The organism is Natronorubrum daqingense (assembly GCF_001971705.1).
Taxonomy (GTDB): Archaea; Halobacteriota; Halobacteria; order Halobacteriales; family Natrialbaceae; genus Natronorubrum; species Natronorubrum daqingense.
Map to the genome: position 1 here is coordinate 287,937 of NZ_CP019327.1, position 18,974 is coordinate 306,910.

General features: G+C 54.9%; 20 protein-coding genes and 1 pseudogene. 12 read left to right on the plus strand and 9 right to left on the minus strand.

The annotated features are described in order from the left end of the window. The first annotated feature begins 79 nt into the window (after positions 1–79). The gene (locus BB347_RS01450; RefSeq protein WP_076579101.1) at positions 80–2,119 is read left to right on the plus strand and encodes a DUF262 domain-containing protein; all 2,040 of its coding nucleotides are present in this window, start codon (positions 80–82) and stop codon (positions 2,117–2,119) included. Between the two features lie 92 nt (positions 2,120–2,211). Here BB347_RS01450 and BB347_RS18885 read toward each other — a convergent pair whose 3' ends face one another. Together BB347_RS18885 and BB347_RS01455 are read right to left on the minus strand one after the other, a co-directional pair. Next, the gene (locus BB347_RS18885) at positions 2,212–3,291 is read right to left on the minus strand and encodes a hypothetical protein (RefSeq protein WP_139326962.1); all 1,080 of its coding nucleotides are present in this window, start codon (positions 3,289–3,291) and stop codon (positions 2,212–2,214) included. 63 nt (positions 3,292–3,354) lie between these two features. Next, entirely contained in the window at positions 3,355–4,077 is a 723-nt protein-coding gene (locus tag BB347_RS01455; RefSeq protein ID WP_076579099.1) for a hypothetical protein, read from the minus strand. A gap of 79 nt (positions 4,078–4,156) precedes the next feature. Between BB347_RS01455 and BB347_RS19905 the strand changes: the two genes are divergently transcribed. Both BB347_RS19905 and BB347_RS18890 read left to right on the plus strand, forming a co-directional pair. Next, positions 4,157–4,867, plus strand: coding sequence for a hypothetical protein (locus BB347_RS19905; RefSeq protein ID WP_076579097.1), 711 nt, complete (start codon positions 4,157–4,159; stop codon positions 4,865–4,867). A gap of 148 nt (positions 4,868–5,015) precedes the next feature. Continuing rightward, positions 5,016–5,882 carry a hypothetical protein gene (locus BB347_RS18890; RefSeq protein WP_139326961.1) on the plus strand — a complete coding sequence of 289 codons (867 nt, stop codon included), beginning with the start codon at positions 5,016–5,018 and terminating at the stop codon, positions 5,880–5,882. Positions 5,883–6,076: 194 nt separating this feature from the next. On the opposite strand, the gene BB347_RS01475 is transcribed toward BB347_RS18890, so the two are convergent. Then, positions 6,077–6,571 (minus strand): hypothetical protein, encoded by a 495-nt coding sequence (locus tag BB347_RS01475; RefSeq protein WP_076579091.1) that lies wholly within the window; start codon positions 6,569–6,571, stop codon positions 6,077–6,079. A gap of 209 nt (positions 6,572–6,780) precedes the next feature. On the opposite strand from BB347_RS01475, the gene BB347_RS01480 reads away from it, so the two are divergent. Both BB347_RS01480 and BB347_RS19910 read left to right on the plus strand, forming a co-directional pair. Then, positions 6,781–7,290 carry a hypothetical protein gene (locus BB347_RS01480; protein ID WP_076579089.1) on the plus strand — a complete coding sequence of 170 codons (510 nt, stop codon included), beginning with the start codon at positions 6,781–6,783 and terminating at the stop codon, positions 7,288–7,290. Positions 7,291–7,323: 33 nt separating this feature from the next. Further along, positions 7,324–7,845 (plus strand): annotated as a pseudogene (locus tag BB347_RS19910) (tyrosine-type recombinase/integrase); the annotation flags it as partial. Positions 7,846–8,217: 372 nt separating this feature from the next. On the opposite strand, the gene BB347_RS01490 reads toward BB347_RS19910, so the two are convergent. From BB347_RS01490 to BB347_RS01500, 4 genes are all read right to left on the minus strand, one after another. After that, positions 8,218–8,409 carry a hypothetical protein gene (locus BB347_RS01490; protein WP_076579087.1) on the minus strand — a complete coding sequence of 64 codons (192 nt, stop codon included), beginning with the start codon at positions 8,407–8,409 and terminating at the stop codon, positions 8,218–8,220. 420 nt (positions 8,410–8,829) lie between these two features. Then, complete coding sequence (locus BB347_RS01495) at positions 8,830–10,287, minus strand: sodium:solute symporter family protein (protein WP_076579085.1); 1,458 nt, start codon at positions 10,285–10,287, stop codon at positions 8,830–8,832. Further along, positions 10,280–10,471 carry a hypothetical protein gene (locus tag BB347_RS18765; RefSeq protein ID WP_083687692.1) on the minus strand — a complete coding sequence of 64 codons (192 nt, stop codon included), beginning with the start codon at positions 10,469–10,471 and terminating at the stop codon, positions 10,280–10,282. Before BB347_RS18765 ends, BB347_RS01495 begins: the two co-directional genes overlap by 8 nt. A gap of 177 nt (positions 10,472–10,648) precedes the next feature. Beyond that, positions 10,649–11,818: a M20 family metallopeptidase gene (locus BB347_RS01500; protein ID WP_076579083.1), complete on the minus strand. Its 1,170-nt coding sequence runs from the start codon at positions 11,816–11,818 to the stop codon at positions 10,649–10,651. Positions 11,819–12,082: 264 nt separating this feature from the next. On the opposite strand from BB347_RS01500, the gene BB347_RS01505 reads away from it, so the two are divergent. The 5 genes from BB347_RS01505 (at position 12,083) to BB347_RS01525 (ending at position 16,064) form a co-directional block, all read left to right on the plus strand. Next, complete coding sequence (locus tag BB347_RS01505; protein WP_076579081.1) at positions 12,083–12,826, plus strand: SDR family NAD(P)-dependent oxidoreductase; 744 nt, start codon at positions 12,083–12,085, stop codon at positions 12,824–12,826. Further along, positions 12,826–14,085: an ArgE/DapE family deacylase gene (locus BB347_RS01510; protein WP_076579078.1), complete on the plus strand. Its 1,260-nt coding sequence runs from the start codon at positions 12,826–12,828 to the stop codon at positions 14,083–14,085. The genes BB347_RS01505 and BB347_RS01510 overlap by 1 nt, the downstream gene beginning before the upstream one ends. A 197-nt stretch (positions 14,086–14,282) precedes the next feature. Next, the gene (locus BB347_RS01515; RefSeq protein ID WP_076579076.1) at positions 14,283–15,017 is read left to right on the plus strand and encodes a glycosyltransferase; all 735 of its coding nucleotides are present in this window, start codon (positions 14,283–14,285) and stop codon (positions 15,015–15,017) included. Positions 15,018–15,144: 127 nt separating this feature from the next. Continuing rightward, complete coding sequence (locus BB347_RS01520; protein ID WP_076580181.1) at positions 15,145–15,546, plus strand: pyridoxamine 5'-phosphate oxidase family protein; 402 nt, start codon at positions 15,145–15,147, stop codon at positions 15,544–15,546. A 191-nt stretch (positions 15,547–15,737) separates the two neighbouring features. After that, on the plus strand, positions 15,738–16,064 hold the full coding sequence (locus tag BB347_RS01525; protein ID WP_076579074.1) for a hypothetical protein: 327 nt from the start codon (positions 15,738–15,740) through the stop codon (positions 16,062–16,064). Between the two features lie 30 nt (positions 16,065–16,094). On the opposite strand, the gene BB347_RS01530 is transcribed toward BB347_RS01525, so the two are convergent. After that, positions 16,095–16,733 carry a hypothetical protein gene (locus BB347_RS01530; protein WP_076579072.1) on the minus strand — a complete coding sequence of 213 codons (639 nt, stop codon included), beginning with the start codon at positions 16,731–16,733 and terminating at the stop codon, positions 16,095–16,097. Between the two features lie 206 nt (positions 16,734–16,939). Between BB347_RS01530 and BB347_RS01535 the strand changes: the two genes are divergently transcribed. Both BB347_RS01535 and speB read left to right on the plus strand, forming a co-directional pair. Beyond that, complete coding sequence (locus BB347_RS01535; protein WP_076579070.1) at positions 16,940–17,314, plus strand: translation initiation factor IF-5A; 375 nt, start codon at positions 16,940–16,942, stop codon at positions 17,312–17,314. Further along, on the plus strand, positions 17,314–18,222 hold the full coding sequence (speB, locus tag BB347_RS01540) for an agmatinase (RefSeq protein ID WP_076579068.1): 909 nt from the start codon (positions 17,314–17,316) through the stop codon (positions 18,220–18,222). Before BB347_RS01535 ends, speB begins: the two co-directional genes overlap by 1 nt. Before the next feature lie 51 nt (positions 18,223–18,273). On the opposite strand, the gene BB347_RS01545 is transcribed toward speB, so the two are convergent. Then, positions 18,274–18,948: a hypothetical protein gene (locus tag BB347_RS01545; RefSeq protein ID WP_076579066.1), complete on the minus strand. Its 675-nt coding sequence runs from the start codon at positions 18,946–18,948 to the stop codon at positions 18,274–18,276. Positions 18,949–18,974: the final 26 nt, after the last annotated feature.

An 18,974-nucleotide genomic window follows, 5' to 3' on the forward strand; every position in this document is an offset into this window, starting at 1 on the left:
ACGAACTCAGACGGTTTACCAGTACCAACACGATCAAACTGGACAACGCTTACATCCAATCCGTTTGAAACTGTTTCTCATGTCCTCACTGGGGCCGGACCAGAATATGTCGGAACCGCTCGAAAATAACGACTATCGCCTCTATCGACTCTTGGATGGCTATGTCTTCCATATTCCCGAGTACCAGCGTTTCTATTCATGGAGTAAGCCACATTGGGACGATCTGTGGAGCGACCTCCTCAACATCATTGGCGAAGACCGGGATCACTACATGGGAACCATCATCTGTAAGGATGAACAGAAGGCCATTGAAACAGAGGAGTATACCGCTAACTATCGAGAATACGGTATCGTGGACGGGCAACAGCGATTCACAACCCTTGTTCTTCTGGTGAAGGCAATTGTCTCTGACTACGAGTCGATCAATCCTGAGGAACTGTCTGCAGACGCCCGAAAACGGTACGAGAAACTCCCCATAGAGGACAGCAAGAAGTTGTTTGTCCAAGATTCAACCATGGGACCTACCAATGAGGGCTACGAGGTCAGAAATAGACTCAAACTCCAGCAAGAGGATAATCGGATATTCAAAGAAGTCCTCCGTGATGGGACCGACACGGCCACCATATCTACACCCTCGCAGCAACGGCTTGTTGATGCGTATCAGTTCTACAAAGATCGCCTTGAACAACTTCGAGAAGAACAGTCTTCTATCGAATATCTGCATCAGATTGGGCGACTTCTATCTGGTATTCAATCTCTCCAATTCATGCTCTATACGATTGATAACCAGGCACAGGCGACACTCATTTTCGAGTCAATCAACGACCGAGGAAAGGGGCTGAGCAACCTCGATAAGACAAAGAGTTTCCTCATGCACAAGGTGTATCTCACTCGTTCCAATGATCCTTCAGAGGTTACGATCAATGAGGTACAGATGCGGTTCGGTGAAGTGTACCGTTCTCTCCAAACGATAGATACCAAAGATCGGACCTCTGGAATCAGCGAAGACCGGATTCAGAGGTATCATTACATCGCAACCATCGATAGGTCTGTGAATAGTAAATACATCAAGAGTGAGACTGGACGGCGCAACTATACTCTGCCATCGGGAGCAACGGTCTACCTGGAGGCTCTCAAATGGCACTTTAGCCAGCTACATAATGACGCAGACTTCGGACCCTACGAATTGTATCCTCGGAACTGTATCGATGAAATTGACTGGTACACAGATGGCCTCAAACGATATTACTCCCACATGGAAACGATTGCGACTTACGGAGATGATGAAGACCACGATTCCGACCTTGCCTGGGAATTAACCAAGCTATTTTCACTCGGTCGTCTTGGGAACTTTTACCCGCTGTTGCTTGCACTTTGGGACGAATACAACTCTAATCAGCTTACATATGACGAACTCTATGAAATTCTACAGCTTATTGAGGTGGCTTCTTTCAGAATCTACTCGATAGCAGGAAGGCGGTCAGATACTGGAGAATCAAGATTCTACCGTTTAGCCAACAAAATCGCAACCGATGATAAGGACGCAGACTGGATCATCTCAAAGCTCAAAAATAATATTTCATCGCTGGAATACGAATTCACTGAATCACTCCGTGACTCTAACGCCTATAAGAGATTCCGGCGTAAAGACATCCGTTACTTGTTCTACTCGTATGATTTGCATCTGAGAAAGGAACAAAAAGGCGGTGCAGCGCCAACCATAGAGCAAGCCGTCGGAAACGCTGGAAACGATTATAGCATTGACCATATTCGGCCCAATGATACATCTAAATTGGATCTGAACGAAATAGAGGAGCAGCAACATGGGGAAATCAAGCACAGTCTTGGAAATCTAACGCTAACCACCGGCCCCAGAAACGCTGCATGGAAAAACCAACCATACACCGTGAAGCAAGAACGAGTCCAGGAGGACAAACCTGACTATAAGAACTCTGATTTCCTGATGACACGTGAGTTAGCACGAAAGTACGAAACCTGGGGCGAAGACCAAATCAACGACCACTTGGATGACATAATTGAATACGCTGAGAAGCGATGGAATCTCGATGCAGACGTGCGGGAAAAATATGCTTCGATCAAACCGTCGGAAATCGATTAAACAGGCTATCAACTACACGAATCAATTACCCCGCTTACGCGGACATAGGCCAACGATCTACTCTCAAACAATGTCGTCAGAACGTTCTCGCACTAAAAGTTACTCAATGTTCGCTGGTAGACTTCATATCGGTCAACTGCGTGAGCTGCTCCTTCTGAGACGCCTTCTTCACAGGATTCTCCATAGTATCTTAGTTCTCGTTCAAACCTATCAATTCCAAATGCGCAAATTAGCGCGACCTCTGCAGTAGTGATTGCAGAGTATGCTAAAAGTCGCATTCCCCTATCAAGAAACTTGACATATCCTGGACCATACAGCCTGCTGAATATCCCACCATGCTCATAGTTTGCCCATTCTCTGAGTAACTTGAAAACGTGGTAGAATGTGGAGGTATTTCGACCGCTGTCCCAACTACTGACATTTTCTGCTTTACTGTATACCGCTTCCATTTGGCGTTTATAGTAGTCTGCATACGTATCTTCGTGCTGACTACGAAGACGGTCTTTCAACTCTTCATCTTCAACACCTAAGAAATACGGAAATGGTTTCCTGAAATCAAAGAATTGGCTCGAGGCTGGGTCAAAATTGAACGGATAACCATAGAGACAGCGAGCACGTGAGGCCATAAATTGGTTAGAGTGCACGTCTAAAGTTTTCTGATGCGATATAGATAGGTCTGAATTATCCTTTGTGCGGATTATCGCTGAAGCAGATTTGTAAAGTGCGTAATAGCACATCGTAATCCGCCATTCGGCTGTTTTCATCCTTTCTTCCGCTCCGGCATCAACAGGGGCGCTTAAACAATATTCATCTCGCCAAGCATTGGTCAAATTACGAAAGGCCTTCTCTTCATAGATTCTGTCAGAGCCCGAGCGATTTCGGAAGAAACCTAAAAGCTGACCTTTATTGTCTACTGCTTGTTCGAGAGTTGCATAGATAATATGGTCTTTTAACCGTTCGACATCGCGATCACTGCTTGCTTCAGCTAAGTTCAAATCCCAAATTTTCAGTTCATCTGTATCAATCTCTGTATTAGGTGCAACGGAATTCCCTATACCCATGTTTTGACCTCGGTTATATTCATAGGCCCAATAATATCCTTTTGAAATAGTCTTGAAAAACTGACCCACTGGTATAGCCTGCTCTACAAATCTACGTGCAGTATGCGGCATTTCACTTAACTGTATCTACTATTATCTAATCTCTTTTCATTGTCCTGTGTTATTATATTGCGGCTATGACATGTCCCATACACTTAGTCCACGTACTTCTTTGGGACTTACTTGGAGGTGTTTGAGGTGTCGGCAGTCTCTGATATTCTCCGCTAAGGTAAGTAGTTCTCTCCCGCGTAGTTCAAGCCATGTCGTCCCAAGATGGCTCCGTTCAGACTCGGTTGCGGGAATCCAATAGCAGTCTCCGATGAACTCCTTGCTCCCTTTAGAGGCGAACGCAAACGCAGCCGTCTCTTCCGACATTGAGGTCAACGCCTCCTGAGCAGCAATCAAATACTTGGTCCCCAATGCGACGAAGACTAAGTCATAGCCTTCGGCAAGGATTTTCTCGAGGTCTTGAGGAATATTCTTCTCCCAACTGACGGCGGCTACCAGCTCGCTGTTAGTCATCTCTTCTATGTCTAACCCCATCCTCTCTGCTCGTTCTCGAACTTGCTCAATCTCGCTGAATGTACACTCGTAGGAGGGAATTTCGGCCTCAGAGTCGAGCACACCAAACCCAGCCGAGATGATACACCAATCGACGGTAGCGATCTTTGAAAGCTGTTTTACGGCAGATTGAATATGCCCATGTTCGCGCCCCGTATACAACTCGGCAGCCGACGCGACAGAACTAGGGAACTCTTCAATTAAGATTTCCCGATTTTCTTCGTCGACCAGTCTGCAGTCAGCTATCGCATCGTGTCGCTTGCTTCCAGAACAAGGAGACACAACGAGGACGTCCATCACCATCGTCTTTTCTTATTGCTAGCAAGGGAACTATAGCATGAAACTCTTTGTGTGATTACCTATCAACACCATACGTATGGGACGAAGAGATGACCTCGATCGATTCTACCAGCTAATGGGTAACCTCGAGGAACAAGTTGGAGGAACACAAAAACTTAAAGACTGCACTGGGTACATGGATTGGCCCGATCGAGGTGTCTATTTCTTTTTTGCCCCAGACGAAACTCGAGCCTCGAGTGATCAGCTTCGAGTTACCCGTGTCGGGACTCATGCTGTTTCTGAAGGAAGCAGCACATCACTGTGGAATCGCCTTCGAACCCATCGGGGTGCAATGAGTGGGACATACGAAGGAGGTGGAAATCATCGAGGCTCTGTATTTCGAAAACGGGTCGGTGAAGCAATAATCGACCGCGACGAATATCAGGAGGAATATCCCGAGTGGGGAGATGGCTCGAGCGCCGGCCGAGAACTTCGTCTCGAGGAACTCGAGATGGAACGGAAAGTGAGTGAGTATAACCGTGATCTTCCGTTCCTCTGGTTAAACGTAGACGATGAACCCAGTGCCAAGAGCCAACGGTCCTATATCGAACGAAACGCGATTGCACTGCTCAGTAACTACCAGAAGACAGCGATTGATGCCCGTTCTGATGGTTGGCTCGGAAAACACAGTCGAAGTGAGAAAATCTGTCAATCAGGACTCTGGAACGTGAACCATGTGGAGGAGAACTATGATCCGAATTTCCTCGATCAATTAGAACGGAAAATCGAAGAGACCGATTCGATCTAAAACATAGGATCAAAATCAGCTCTGGTCCTTTCAAGGATTACGTAAACAGAGGCCAATTTTAGCAGTCAAAATAGTTTGACGGATCGCTTCGATAAAAGCGATACCATGAGAGAAAGCTATTTCGTGGTGAGTGTTCTGATTTTATTTCGTGCCGGAGCATCTGACGTACCACCGCCGTTTGGATGATGGGACAGTGCTTTCCCTGCAATTTGTTCATCCCGATCAGGAGCGGGTTGAGAGACAGGAAGAAGGGCTACGTCAGGATGCCAATACAAATGATGTCCAGCGCTTCGAATCAGAAATCCAGTCCCAGACTTATGATCAGCAGATCCATGCTCTCTATACTGCAGAAATATACCCTCGCGAATTTCCAGACGAAGATATAGATAGCTTATCTCATAGAGAATCACTCATCATAGATTCCCTCTTGAAAGCGTTCAGGACTATTGAAGACCGGTGGGAAACACAAGGAGACCCGTTAAAGTGGTACAAGCGACCAGACCTCTCTCGAATTATTGAAGAAGTATCTGAAACACAATGGAGACAACCTGTTCCCGATGTCGCTGGGCGTCTCTTATCAAATCTTATCTTTGGCCACGGACTGCCGAATGCTAACCATCGGAGTTCGCTTAGCTTCGTGGAAACGTACCTAAGCACCTTCGAACCCGAATTTGAAATTCCGGATACAGGCGTCCGAGGTGAATGGTTTGATTGGTCTGAACAGTATGTACACGAATCTAAGCGGCTTCTCATGCTATCACGGAAAGCCCCGATGTTTCAATACCTCGAAGACTGGGGATGTGAGTCAGTTATTCGGAAAAACGATATCGTCGTTAGCTTTAAGGAGTATGATATTTCGGTAGAAGATCCCCGATCTCGTTTCCGACAACAACACAAGGAGTTGAGTACTGAATTTGTCTACCAAGTTCTCGAGCGGACGGAATACGACTCGCTCATTGGTGCGGAGGATCCTGGAAAACAGGTGTTTCTCGATAGAATATCGGGAACTCAGTAATCCGGAAGATCAGACAAGGCTCGAGCCTTCCTCTGAATACGCTCACTTACCTCTGGGCGCATTTCTGCCCGTTCACGAACCCGTCGGTATGCCTTATCAGCGTCCATATTAGAAGAAATGATCTGGAATCTCTTAAGGATATGGATTGCAATATCGTCCTTGAGAATCGGCAAAACATTTTGGATTATTCTGGACTAATCCTCCGCTTGGTTATTGAGCGTATTTACCCGATTCATCTCTTCAAATACCTTCTCAACATAATCCTGCTTTTCGTTCTTCTCTTCGATAGTCATTTGAATGGCCTCCGTTGGAAGATCTTTTTGACAATCTCCGTTCTGGAGTGTACGAATATACGCTCTCAATGTCGCCGCAACCTCCAACCAACGGACTTCACGATTAGCAACAAACTTAACGAAATGTTCAGAATCGAATTCACTGATAGAGTCTTCATCTGGTGCAATAGAATCTAAATCTGAATAATAATCCTGCGCGAGGGGAGGAGAGTATGGGCCTCGAAGATGCATTCCGTAAGAATACGGATGTTCAAACCCAAAATCGGAAGAGAGATAAACAAATTTCTGGAGGCGTAGTCGGTCATCGAAGTTGTCTAAGTTAAATTCCCATTCCATCTCTTCCTCGAGCGTGTCCAAAAATGCCTGGAGTGTTGAAAGACTCGACTCAGAACCCATGTTAGTAAAGAGTCTCCTCGTTATCATTGTTAAAGGTATCCCATATTTGATCCTGTCTTCTCAGATGTCGTCTCTATGATTTTCCTCTGAGGATGGCAGCCCATCTTAGCACATACTCTTTCATAGACCGCGCCCTGTGGCCACAGACCCTAACGAATTACCAGTAGTTATAATATTAAGGCGACCATCTATCCTATTGGAGTTACACAATGAGTGACAAGTATGACGAGGGCCGACAAGCTAGCCAAGAATGGGCGAGATTAGGCGAAGACACCGAGCGAGCGGAAGTCTATTGCCACGAAGATCACAAGACAGAATGGAAGAAAGAAGCTAAGCATGAGGGACAAAGCCTCAGCCGATACCTTTACGACCTCGTTCAGGAGGCTCGAGCCTACCGGGAAGGTGGCCTCCCGCTGATCGCATCGAAAGACGAGCGGGTCGAAGAACTACAATCCCGCATCGAAGAGTTACAGGACGAACTCTCTCGAGCCCAAGAAGAACAGTCCGGTAGAACACGGATCACAGTGGATGATCTCACAGAGGAAGTTCTAACCGACCAGTACCAAACACTCGACGAACTCCTAGAGGACGTCAAGGCAACTGAGGATGTATCTGATCATCTTCGTCGATGTCTCGAAGAACGACTCTATTCCCTCGCAGAGGATAAGAAAGTCGAGTTCCAACGAGGACATGGCTGGCGGTTCGCGGAGGGTGAATAAGATGCCAGCCGAACCCAACGAATCCAAGATCTACGAAAACGAGCCACTGGTCGAAGCGAGAAAACGCTGAACTCATACAGTCGTGTACTCCGTGAGTTCTTCTACGATCAATTTCCGGACCTCGAGCCCCAGGACGTCGAAGTTATTCATGTTGAGGATTACGTCATGGCCCTCAATGAGCGTGACCTCACCCAGAACTCAGTAAAGAAATATCTGGAGGTCCTGTCGAGCTTCTACAGCTATGCGATGAAACGACCGCACTTCGAGGGGATCACTGGTAACCCCGCAGCGGTGGTCATGGAAGAGATTCCACGAACATACCGCGACCGTCCCGACTGTGCGACGTGGGAGAGTGCCTGCAAAATCATCCAATATATGCCGGATCCTCGCGACAAGACCGTCGCGATCGTTCTTGCAAAGACTGGCTGTCGTCTTCTCGAGGGACTCTCGATTCGAGAAGAGGATCTGATGTTCGAAGAGGGGTTCATCAGGCTCCGGAATCGAAAAGGAGGGAGACAAACGGTAGTTCCCGTCGACGATGAGACGATCAACGCCGAGTGGGACCACGGCGAGAATCGCGAGCAAGTACCAGAGAACGCCGTCTATCCCCTTGAACATCGAGTAGCTGGCTTGTAAACACTTGGTCAGGTTAGAGTCTCAGCTGAGGCGCTAAAAATCACGCTGATTACTCCTATCGAATGTTACATTGAACCGTTACTGCCAGATGTTCGTGTGGGAAATGATTCTGTGACCTCTCATTGTAGATCAAGGAATGGCACCTGTAAATCGATGGCCTCGGCACTCATAGGGCTCGTCACAACCGAATGCCGAGTCCGGCTCGGAGCGAGTGAATCGTCATCGGCCACTCGAGTCTAACGCAGTCGCTCCAAAGACGGTTTGGATTGTGCGAGAGAACGAATTTCGAACTTACGTGCTCGAGCCGTTGGCGAACGCGGCGTTGAACTCGTCGATCAGGTTCTCGAGTTGGGCCCGGTTCTGATAGGAGAACGTTCGTGGGGCGTGCTCGGTCGTCAGCTGCGTCGTCGCAACTGCCATCGGCTCCGGTGTCTGGGTTGGTCGGTCGGGCTGTGCGTCGGTGTGTGGGTGTTGGGTGCTCATTGTCGGTCGGTGTATGACGTTCGTCGAAATCAGTACGGACTCGTCTGGATGCAGGGGCGAAGTTACGCTACTACGTGTACGACCGACATCTGTACTCACCTCTTCAGCCTCCTTGGTTATAAAAGTTCATGATAGATAATCGTGCCAGTTGTAGAGGGATGAAAACAAGTGCCATGGGTATGGGTGTAATTCGACTCGAGCGACGACACGAGTTGTCGTCCCTGTCCAGTCTGTGATCGGCTGGGAGGCTCGCTCACTGGTGTCGAACCGATGGCCGACTACGCATTCCCGTGGGTGTGAAGGTGGTCTCGGAACGCTCGAGTAACAGTCGCTGAGGGCGCTTTCTCCGAAGTGAGGGGTGTAACTCGCGTGTTCGTGTCGTCGCGAATCTGTTTCCACCAGCAATAACGCACCGACGGGTCAGTCGCCTCCGGTCGGGTCGGGGCCGTCGTCCGAAGCCGGGATGAGGTGGTGGACGACGAGGAGTACGATGGTTCCGGTTCCGATTCCGATGAATGCCGAGGGGACCGCGCCGATTCCACCGTCGATAAGATCGGTGCCGAGTCCGAGGATCCCACCGCCGGCGACCGCGGCGACGATCGCTCGCCCATCGAGGTCGGACCAGTACATCGCGACGTAGACGGGAACGAGGAACGCGCTGGTCAACAACACCGCGCGGAGATTGTACAGTTCGATGATCGTCCCCGGCGGATCGACCGCGGCCGCAGTTGCAGAGATTCCGAAGACGACGGTCGCGATTCGAGAGACCGTCATCAGACGCGTTTCGGCCGCATCGGGCTTGAAGTAACTGTAGATGTCTCGAGCCGTCGTGATACCCGTCGAGTGAAGCCGCGTGTCGGTGGTCGAGAGAATCGCGCTCATCACGGCGAGGATGATGACGACGCCGATTCCCGTCGAGACGTAGTCAGTAATGAGGACGGGGAACGCGGCATCGGGGTCGTCGACGGCTAATCCGCTCTCGAGCAACGCGACGGTCGTTGCGCCGCCGAGGATGATGAGCAGCGAGTAAAATATCGACAACACTGCGCCCGCTCCTGCGAGGTGAATCTTCGCCGTCCGGATGTCTCTGGTTGCGGCGATCCGGATGAGCATATTCTGTTCGGTGAATATCGATCCAAAGAACGCGACGATCGTCGCTGCGATCATGAGGGCGGTGTAGGTACCCTCGTTCGTCGGATGGACCAACGCGGAGTCGACTGCGGCGAGTTCGGCGTTGATCGCGGTGAAACTACCGAGATCGAACAGCATATAGACGAACGTGATGGCGACAGCGGCCACCATAATCACGCCTTGGACCAGATCGGTCCAGGCGACGCTCACCAGTCCGCCGAGGACGGTGTAGATGATGAACACGGCACCGATCACCCAGACCATGTACTCGTAGGGAACGCCCGTGATTGCGGTGATGAGTAAGCTCGCACCGACGAGTTGCATGATGAGGTAGAGCCACGCGTTCGCGAGCAAGACGGACCCGGATATCGGCCGTGCGACGTCGTAGCCGGACACTTCTGCGATCAGATCGGGCAGCGTGAGAACGTTGAGTGCGCGGACTCGGCCGACGACGAAGTACAATCCACTGATCCCGAGCATCAATCCGAGGATGGTGTGGGTCATCAACGAATAGCCCTCGACGTAAACAGACCCGATAAAGCCGATTACGCTCACAGAGCTGACGAAATTCGCGATGAGCGACCACGTCGCGAGGGTCGGCCCCATATCCTGTCCAAACACCCAAAAATCCATCACGTCGTTCGTTCTGGTGTATCCCCAGACTCCCAGCCCCAAGATGAGGAGCATGTAGAGGACGAACGCTGCGAGGTAGTACGGATTGGCATCGCCCGGAATCAGATCAATCATTGACCTCACCCGCTTCGATTACCGGCTCTGCTTCGTCTTCGGTCTCTTCGACGTCGTCTTCGTCACCGAATGGCTTTCCGAGCAGCACGTGGACGATGACGTAGTGAAGTGCGCCGAGGTTCCCTGCAATTATGGTCGCAACGAATATCAGGAACATCGATTCCGGCATGCCAAATACAGTCATGGTAAGTCTAACCAACACATTACGACACTGTGTTATAAAATTACCGGGGAAAGTATGTACTCTATACAAATTTTAACGAGAATATTAGGACATATTCCACAATCTGTAGCGGTTATTTACAACTAATAGTGAAGGGGGATGCCGCAATCGCAGTCTTTCGAGTGAAGCCCACCGTCGTTATCCACCCTCTCCCGCGAGAATTTCCCGACCAGCCGAACGCAAAATCTCGAGGCCGGTCGCTGCGTCCTCGAGATCGACGTGCTCGTTGTAGGTATGGGCCTGCGTCATGTCGCCAGGCCCCCACGTAATCGCCTCGGTCTGTGCGTCGTTTATGAAATTTCGGACGTCGGTCGACGCTTGCACTCCCCACGGCTCTGTTGGGGCGTCAGCGAGTGCAGCGGAGTGATCCCGAAAGGTGGTCGCTAACGGACTCTCCGGATCGATTGCAGCCGATTCGTACGTTCGGGTACGCGTCCACGAGGTGGAAATATCGTGCGCCGATTCGACGTCGGACAGCAACTCGTCGATCTCGGCGTCGATGTCGGTAACGGTCTCGTCGGGCAAGAACCGACGGTCGACCGTGATCGTCGCTCGTTCCGGGACGACGTTCTCTTTCGTGCCGGCCTCGAGCATCGTGACCGTCGCGTACGCCTGTCCCACGAGGTCCGCAGATCGTTCTCGGACGGTTTCGTCGTACGAAGCGAGTGCATCCAGTACCGGCCGCGCACCGTCGATTGCGTTCTCTCCTTGGTCTGGCCGACTCGCGTGGGAGGGGTCACCGACGACGCTGATCTCGTACCAGGCGAGGCCTTTTTCGCTCGTTGCGGTTTTGAAACCGGTTGGCTCGAGCACGACGCCGTAATCACCGTCGTAGCCCTGTTCCAACAGGGTTTTCGTGCCCGGTTCGGCGGTTTCCTCGCCGATAGCAGCCTGAAACACGACCGAACCCGACAGGTCGCCCGACTCGATCGCGCTTGCAAACTCCACCGTTGCGAGCATCCCGATCGCAACACCCGTTTTCATGTCGACGCTCCCGCGGCCATACAGTGAGTTTCCGACGCGTTCTGCACCGTATGGATCGTACTCCCACTGCTCGAGGTCCCCTGCAGGAACGACGTCGATGTGACCGTTGAGAACGAGCGTTGGGTCCCCATCGCCGACGGAAACTCCGACTTGCGGGCGGTCGGGATAGGGGTCGGTAAGTAGGTCGGCGTCGATACCGCGATCAGCGAACCACGACTGAATGAACTCAGCACAGTCACCTTCGTTGCCGGGTGGATTTTCTGTTTCAATTTCGACTAACTCCGCGATGAGTGTCTCCAGTTCGGTATATTGTGTGTCAGTCACACTCACTCGTTCATGAGCATTCGGCAAAACTGTTCCGAACGACACCAATTAAATATGAATAATTATCCCAATAGGTGAGCAGCATTCGGAATAGGTTGGTTTTATTGGACACGATCCTAACTGCACCATCTATTGGTCAAACCCGTATCGCACCATCAGACGGAATAGACGTTCTCACTTGCCATGTTGTCAAATATTGGGGCTGTACTATCTATCCAATTTCATTCCCGAAGATTCATTGCGAGGATATCGATATCATACACCATGGACAGTGACGGTCGCGTTGTACTCGTTACCGGCGCCGGTTCTGGCATGGGGAAGGCAATTGCCCGCGAATTCGGCTCGACGGGAGCTGCCGTCGCCTGCGCCGATATCGACCGACGCGCTGCAACCGAAACGAAACGTGCGATCCAATCGGCCGACGGCGATGCGATCGCGGTCGAAGCCGACGTGTCCGAGTCTGAGGACGTACAGGAGATGATCGAGCGGACTGTTTCCGAGTTGGGCGGACTGGACGTGTTACACAACAACGCTGGCATTCCACAGCGAGCGACGCCAGTCGAGGACGTTTCCGAGGAGACGTGGGATCAGCTCATCGACGTCAATCTCAAGAGTGCGTTTCTCGGAACGAAGCACGCCCTCCCTCATCTGCGAGAGCGCAACGGTGTCATCCTCAACACGGCATCGACGGCAGCGATCCGACCGAGAACGGGGCTTTCCGCCTACGTCGCGTCGAAGGGCGGGATGGTTGCACTGACGAAGCAGTTAGCGAAAGAACTCGCACCGGACGTCCGGGTGAACGCGATCTGTCCCGTCGCGACTGAGACGCCGATGCTCGACGAGTTTTCGGGAGCGGACCTGAGCGTCGGTGATATGGAATCGACGATTCCGATGGAGCAACTCGCAACTCCCCAAGACGTCGCCACAGCAGCCGTCTTCCTCGCGAGTGACGAGGCGGATATGATCACCGGGACCGCACTCGAGGTCGACGGAGGACGAGATATCTGATGACGTCCCAACAGCAGGTGTTCGATGCGATCGACGCTCGCCGAGATCGAATCGTCGAATTTCTCAGTGAGTTCATCGGGATCCCAACGGAAAACCCGCCCGGTCGAGCGTATCCCGAAGGAGCGGCGTTTCTCGAACAGGCGTTGAACGCGCGTAACTACGACGTCGAAACGGTCCCGGTTCCGCGGGACGTCGTCGCCGAACACTATCCGGACCGGGCGGAGCACCCTCGGACGAACGTCCTCGGTCACCGCGAGTACGGCGACGGCCCGACGCTCCACTTCACCGGTCACTTCGACGTCGTTCCGGCCGGCGCCGACTGGACGCGCGATCCGTACGACCCCGTGGTCGAGGACGGGAAACTCTACGGTCGCGGTGCCAGCGATATGAAGTCGGGAATCGCCGCGAGTCTCCTTGCAGTCGACGCGCTCGAGGCGGCCGACGTGGACCTCGCGGGAACGATCACCCAGAGTATGACCGTCGACGAAGAAACGGGTGGGTTCACCGGTCTCGGCTACCTCGTCGACGAGGGGTACTTCGCGGAGACGGACTACTGCATTTACACGGAGTGTTTCGACTCCACTCGCGTCTGTCTCGGTCATCGCGGCGTGTTGAAATTCGAAGTCACGGCCAAAGGGAAGAAATCTCACGGCTGTATGGCTCACGACGGCCAGAACGCGATTACGGCCATGCAGGACTTCCTCGGCCGGATCGAAGAGTATCGTGAGACGCTTCATACGCGGACGACTGATCTTCCCGTTACGCCGCCGGAATCGCGTCACGCGGATATCTCCACGACGATGATCGACGCCGGCTATTCGGAGAACGTCGTTCCCGATCGCTGCACGGCAACGTTCTACCGAGTCCTCGTTCCCGGCGAATCGGTTTCCGATGCACGCTCGGAAATCGCTGATCGCCTTCAGGCCACACATGAGGCGACGGGAGCCGAGTTCGACTACGACGAGATCATGTTTGCAGAACCCGCCGAGGTGCCCCGGGAGTGCACCGTGAGTCAAACGGTCGCAACGCACGTCGAACGCCACCACGGTGACGTCGAATTCGTCGTTTCTCCCGGCTCCGACGATCAGCGATTCGTCGTCAACAATGCCGGAATCGAGAACTGCATCGTCTACGGACCGGGACTCCTCGAGCAAGCGCACGTCGAGGACGAGTACGTGCCGGTCGACGAGGTACTCACGGCGGCCAAAGTGATGGCTGCGACGACGATGGATCTCCTCGGCGAGACCGACGCGAACTGATCGCGAACCGAGCTCGACGTCGCTCCACGGTCAGCCGCGAGTTGGGTTCCAACGGGCGTTCGACGGGTCGTGGGCCGTGCGTACTCACCGTATTTTGACGAGACGAGACCTCGTCGAATCTTCCGTCCGTTGTCTCACCTCGTTGCAGACACCACAAGTTAAGGCCGACCGTGTGCGATTGTTCGAGCAGAGACCGAATGGGGGACACCGTCGACGAACCGGCTATCGACCGCGGGGATCGCTCCGACACCCTCAGTCCAGACGTCAGCTTCGTCGTTCCAACATACAACGAAGGCGAGTACCTCCGGAGTGCACTGGCGAGCATCGCCGGGTTGGACACGGCCTACGAGCACGAAGTGATCGTCGTCGACGGCGGTTCGACCGACGACACGTTAGCCATCGCCCGGGAGTACGACGTGACCGTACTCGAGGACCCAGACTCGAGTATCGCGCAGGCGCGAAATCGCGGCGCGGCACGCGCGAACGGCGAATGGCTGGCGTTCGTCGACGCCGATACGGAGCTGCGAGCGAACTACCTCACCGCGATGGTTGGCTTCGTCGAATCGAACGCCCTCGCCGCCGCCAGTTCGCACTGTCGAATCACCGGCCCGCTGCGGGCGACGCTGATGGCAGCGACGATCAACCACGTCTTTCCGCGACTCGAGCGACCGGTGCTTCCCGGGTTCAACACGTTCGTCCACGCTCGAGCGTTCGACGAGGTGGGCGGATTTCCGGACGTGCCGAACGAGGATACGGCCTTTAGCCGTCGACTCGCGAAACGCTATCCGACGGGGTACTGTCCCGATGTGCTCGCCGAAAGCTCGGGGCGTCGCATCGCCGCGGACGGACTGACCGGGACCCTCTGGCACTACCTGCGATTGGACATGGGTCGCGTTCGCCAATCGGGGGAGGGCGAACGCACACCCGAGTAGTCAGGAGTACGCCAGCGCCAGCCGGCAACTCTCCACCGACGTACACTCTCCGGTGAGCGCGCTGGCCGTCGTCGCCGTGGCACCGCCAAGGAAACCGCTTTTCCCGGACTCCGTTGGATTCACTGTCGTGACAGTCTCCGAGGAAATCGAACGGTTACTCGAGGGCGAGGTTCTGATGGCTCACCTCGCGACCAGCGTCGACGACCGACCCCACGTCGCGCCGGTCTGGTACCGATACCTCGCCGACGACGAGGTCGTCGAAATCGTCACGACCGGACGCAAACTCTCGAATATCGAGGCGAATCCGCGCGTCGCGCTCTCGATCCAATCCGACGACGGCGGGGAGCCACAGTGGATGGTGACGCTCCGTGGATCCGCAGGGGTGGTCGACGACGACGAAGCGACGACCACGGCCAGACGCGCTATCAACGAGAAGTACGGCGCTGAACCCGACGCCTACGACGAAAACACGCTCGTACGTATCGATATTGCGTCGGCGAGTTCACAGACGTATTCGGACGAATCCTAATCGGTGTGTGGAAATCGCGAATCCGACACGACACTCGGTGTGATAACCGACAAAAACTTACGTTCCGACACCATCTCGATACCTGTCACGTTTTCTCGCAGCCGTGAGTATCGCTGGTGATCAGCTGAGACCCCGTTTCGAGCGAAGAACGCCGTTACTCCCGTGTCTGCGGGAGAGCGGACGAAACACGCATGACCGAGAGACTACCACCGATTCAGCCGCTCGTACCGATCATCGACGAAATGCAAGCTATTGCGAAGAAAGCACTTCCCGAGCCTCATACCTGCCGAATTCGGCTGTGGGACGACGGGACGTTCGACGTACACATCTACCACAATTCGATCGGCGACGAAATGGAGGTGATCAGATACGACCGAACGACGAGCGAAATCACCTGGGAGCGCGTCGTCGACGCGACCTGGGATCTGACGACGTTCGCGGACGGCACGACGGTTACCGAACCGACCGCCGAGCGTGAGGTCCGCGTCCTCACGACCGTTACACCACCCTACGAGTAATCGAGCACATCGTCCGCCGACAGCCAGCCCTCACTCGAGTCGCGTCCGGATTGCTGCGGACGACCGACAGGGTTCCCACAGCGCCGTCGGCGTTTCGCCGTCGCGATCCCCGCGTTTGACGTCGCGCCAGAGTTCGAAGGCACCGTAGCGGTCGTCCTCGAGCAACCGATCGGCCAGTTCCGGTGTGACCGACACCCGACGGCACTCGCCCTCGACGAGCAGGCCGTCGGGCCCGAAGGTACACTCGACGTCGTAGTGTGCTACGCGCACGTCACGCGACTCGAGGACGGGGTGAACCGTCTCGAGGACGTTCGCGACGTACTCGAGGACGAACTTCATTCCCGGCGCGTCGGTCGTCTCGAGGTCGATTCGGACGATCGGAACCACCGTCGGCACGTCGTTTTCGCCCTTTTTGTCCTCACCACCCTCACCACCCCCTCCGACCTTCCCGTCATCGTTGCTCTCGATCGAGACGATCCGGCGAACCGACGGCGGCTGCTCGAGGTGGGAGCCGGACCCGGGCCCCATCGCGTCCGCGAGTCGGTCGTCGAGGTCGGTCGCGATGGTTCGCTGTGTGCGGCTTCCTCGCCGGTAGCGAACGACCATCGCTGCGCTTATTCCCGAGAGGAAGAGCGCGACGGCACCGAGAACGACGGCGGTGACTTCCATCGCGTGAACCGTCGTCGCCCAGTCAGTAGTGCGTTCGCCTCTCGGCACGGGTTTCGCCCTGCGCTCGAGGGCTTCACACACCAGTTTCTGCAGATATTCCAAACGCGGAACTGCCGATTCCAGCTGATTTGAGTGGGTGAATCCACCATACTCGAGGGAGCCTCCATTCCAAACGGTTTATGGCCGTCGGTTGATTACCCCGGGACATGGCGAAACAGCAGACCGAAGTTCGCGAACTCCAGGAAGGAAGTTACGTCATGATCGACGACGCAGCCTGTAAGATCAACGCCTACTCGACCGCAAAGCCGGGCAAACACGGCAGCGCGAAGGCTCGAGTCGAAGCGAAAGGCGTCTTCGACGGCAAGAAGCGATCGCTCTCCCAGCCAGTCGACGCGAAGATCTGGGTTCCGATCATCGACCGGAAGAACGGACAGATCGTCTCCGTCGACGGCAACGACATGCAGGTCATGGACCTCGAGACCTACGAGACGATCACGATGCGCGTTCCCGAGGACAAAGATGTCTCCCCCGACGAGAACATCGAATACCTCGAGATGGAAGACCAGCGAAAGATCGTCTAATGTTTCCCGGGGCGAGCGACGAACGCGAGCGATCCGACGCGAACGGCCAAACGGCTGCTCGTGACGGCGAAACCGACGCGCGAGGGCGAGAGTCCGACCGTGGCGGCGTGAACTTCGTGGTCGTCGGTGCGCCCCTGGACGTGTCGACGACATTTCAGCCGGGGACCCGATTCGGTCCCCGACGCATTCGAACGTTTGCAGAACCGTTCGACGACTACGACCGTCGAACGGATCAACACTTTTCGCAACTGGGCGTCACGGACCACGGCGATGTCCGCGCGTGGGACGATGTCGAGGCGTACCTCGAGTACCTCGAGGGAACCCTGCGCGATGTGGTTTGGGACGACGCCGTCCCGTTGATGCTCGGCGGCGAACACACCGTCTCGCTGGCGGGTGTCCGCGCCGTCTCCCCCGAGGTGGTCGTCTGTCTCGACGCTCACCTCGACCTCTACGACGCCTACGACGGTAACGAACACTCCCACGCCGCCGTAATGCGTCGAATCCTCGAGGTCGAGAGCGTCGAGGAGGTGATTCTCCTCGGCGTTCGAACGGGCAGTGAGGAAGAGTGGGGCCGGGCAGCGGCCGAGGACGTGACCGTCGTCCCACCCGTGGACGTCGCCGACTGGGAACCCGGAGCGGAACTCGAGAACCGGGACGTCTACCTCAGCGTCGACATCGACGCCGCCGATCCGGCCTACGCGCCGGGAACGGGGACGACGGAGCCGTTCGGCCTCGAGCCTCGAGAGATGCGAGACGTCGTCCGCGCGCTCGCTCCCCACGCAGGGGGCTTCGACGTCGTCGAAGTCAACGACCGCGACGACGGACAGGCCGCCTCGCTGGCCGGGAAACTGCTTCGGGAGTTCGTCTTCTCGCACGCGGACGCGGCGAGCGAACCCGCAGGCGAGTAATCGGTGCTATCTATCACCATCGATCGAACCGCGAGTCCCGTTTCCGAGCGCTCACAACACCGACAGCGACCACTCTCGCTCGAGGACGGTGTACCCTTGTGCAGCGAGCACGTCGGCGTAGTACCGGTCCGCGACGAGCCCTTGCACGAGGAAGAGCGGCCCGAACCGACGGTCGGTCGAACTCTCGATCTCGAGGCGGGTTTCGCCCCCGTCGTCTCGAACTGAAATCGTGTGCGTTCCCCACGAGCGACCGTTCGTCGTCGCGACGATTTCGAGCGTGGAGACGACGTCCGTCTCCGGCGATTCGCTCGGGCGATCGTCGACGTCGACATCGACGTTCATCGCCGCCGACTGGAGGCCGAAGAAGTACGAGAAGTCGTACGCACCGCCGTCGTCGGTCGAGCGAACATCGTCGGCGAGACCCCACTGGAATGCGAGGTTCGGCGGGGACGCGTCGTCGAATTCGGAGACGACGGTCGACGGATCCGCGTCGGTCGCGACGCTGGTCGCGGTCGTCCGCGTGATCAGCGGTGCTCGAGCGAGCGCAACGAGGCCGAGCGCGACGAGGAGGCCGACGAGAAACGGGAGCGCGAGGATCGCCGAAATCGCGACGACGGCGACGAGCACCGCAATTGCGACGCTCCAGATGCGTTCGACGCGGTGATAACGCTGGACGACGGCCTCGACCTCTTCGCGATCCATTCGTTGGTCGGAGGTGGAGGACATGTATTCCACTCGAGTAATAGGTCAGT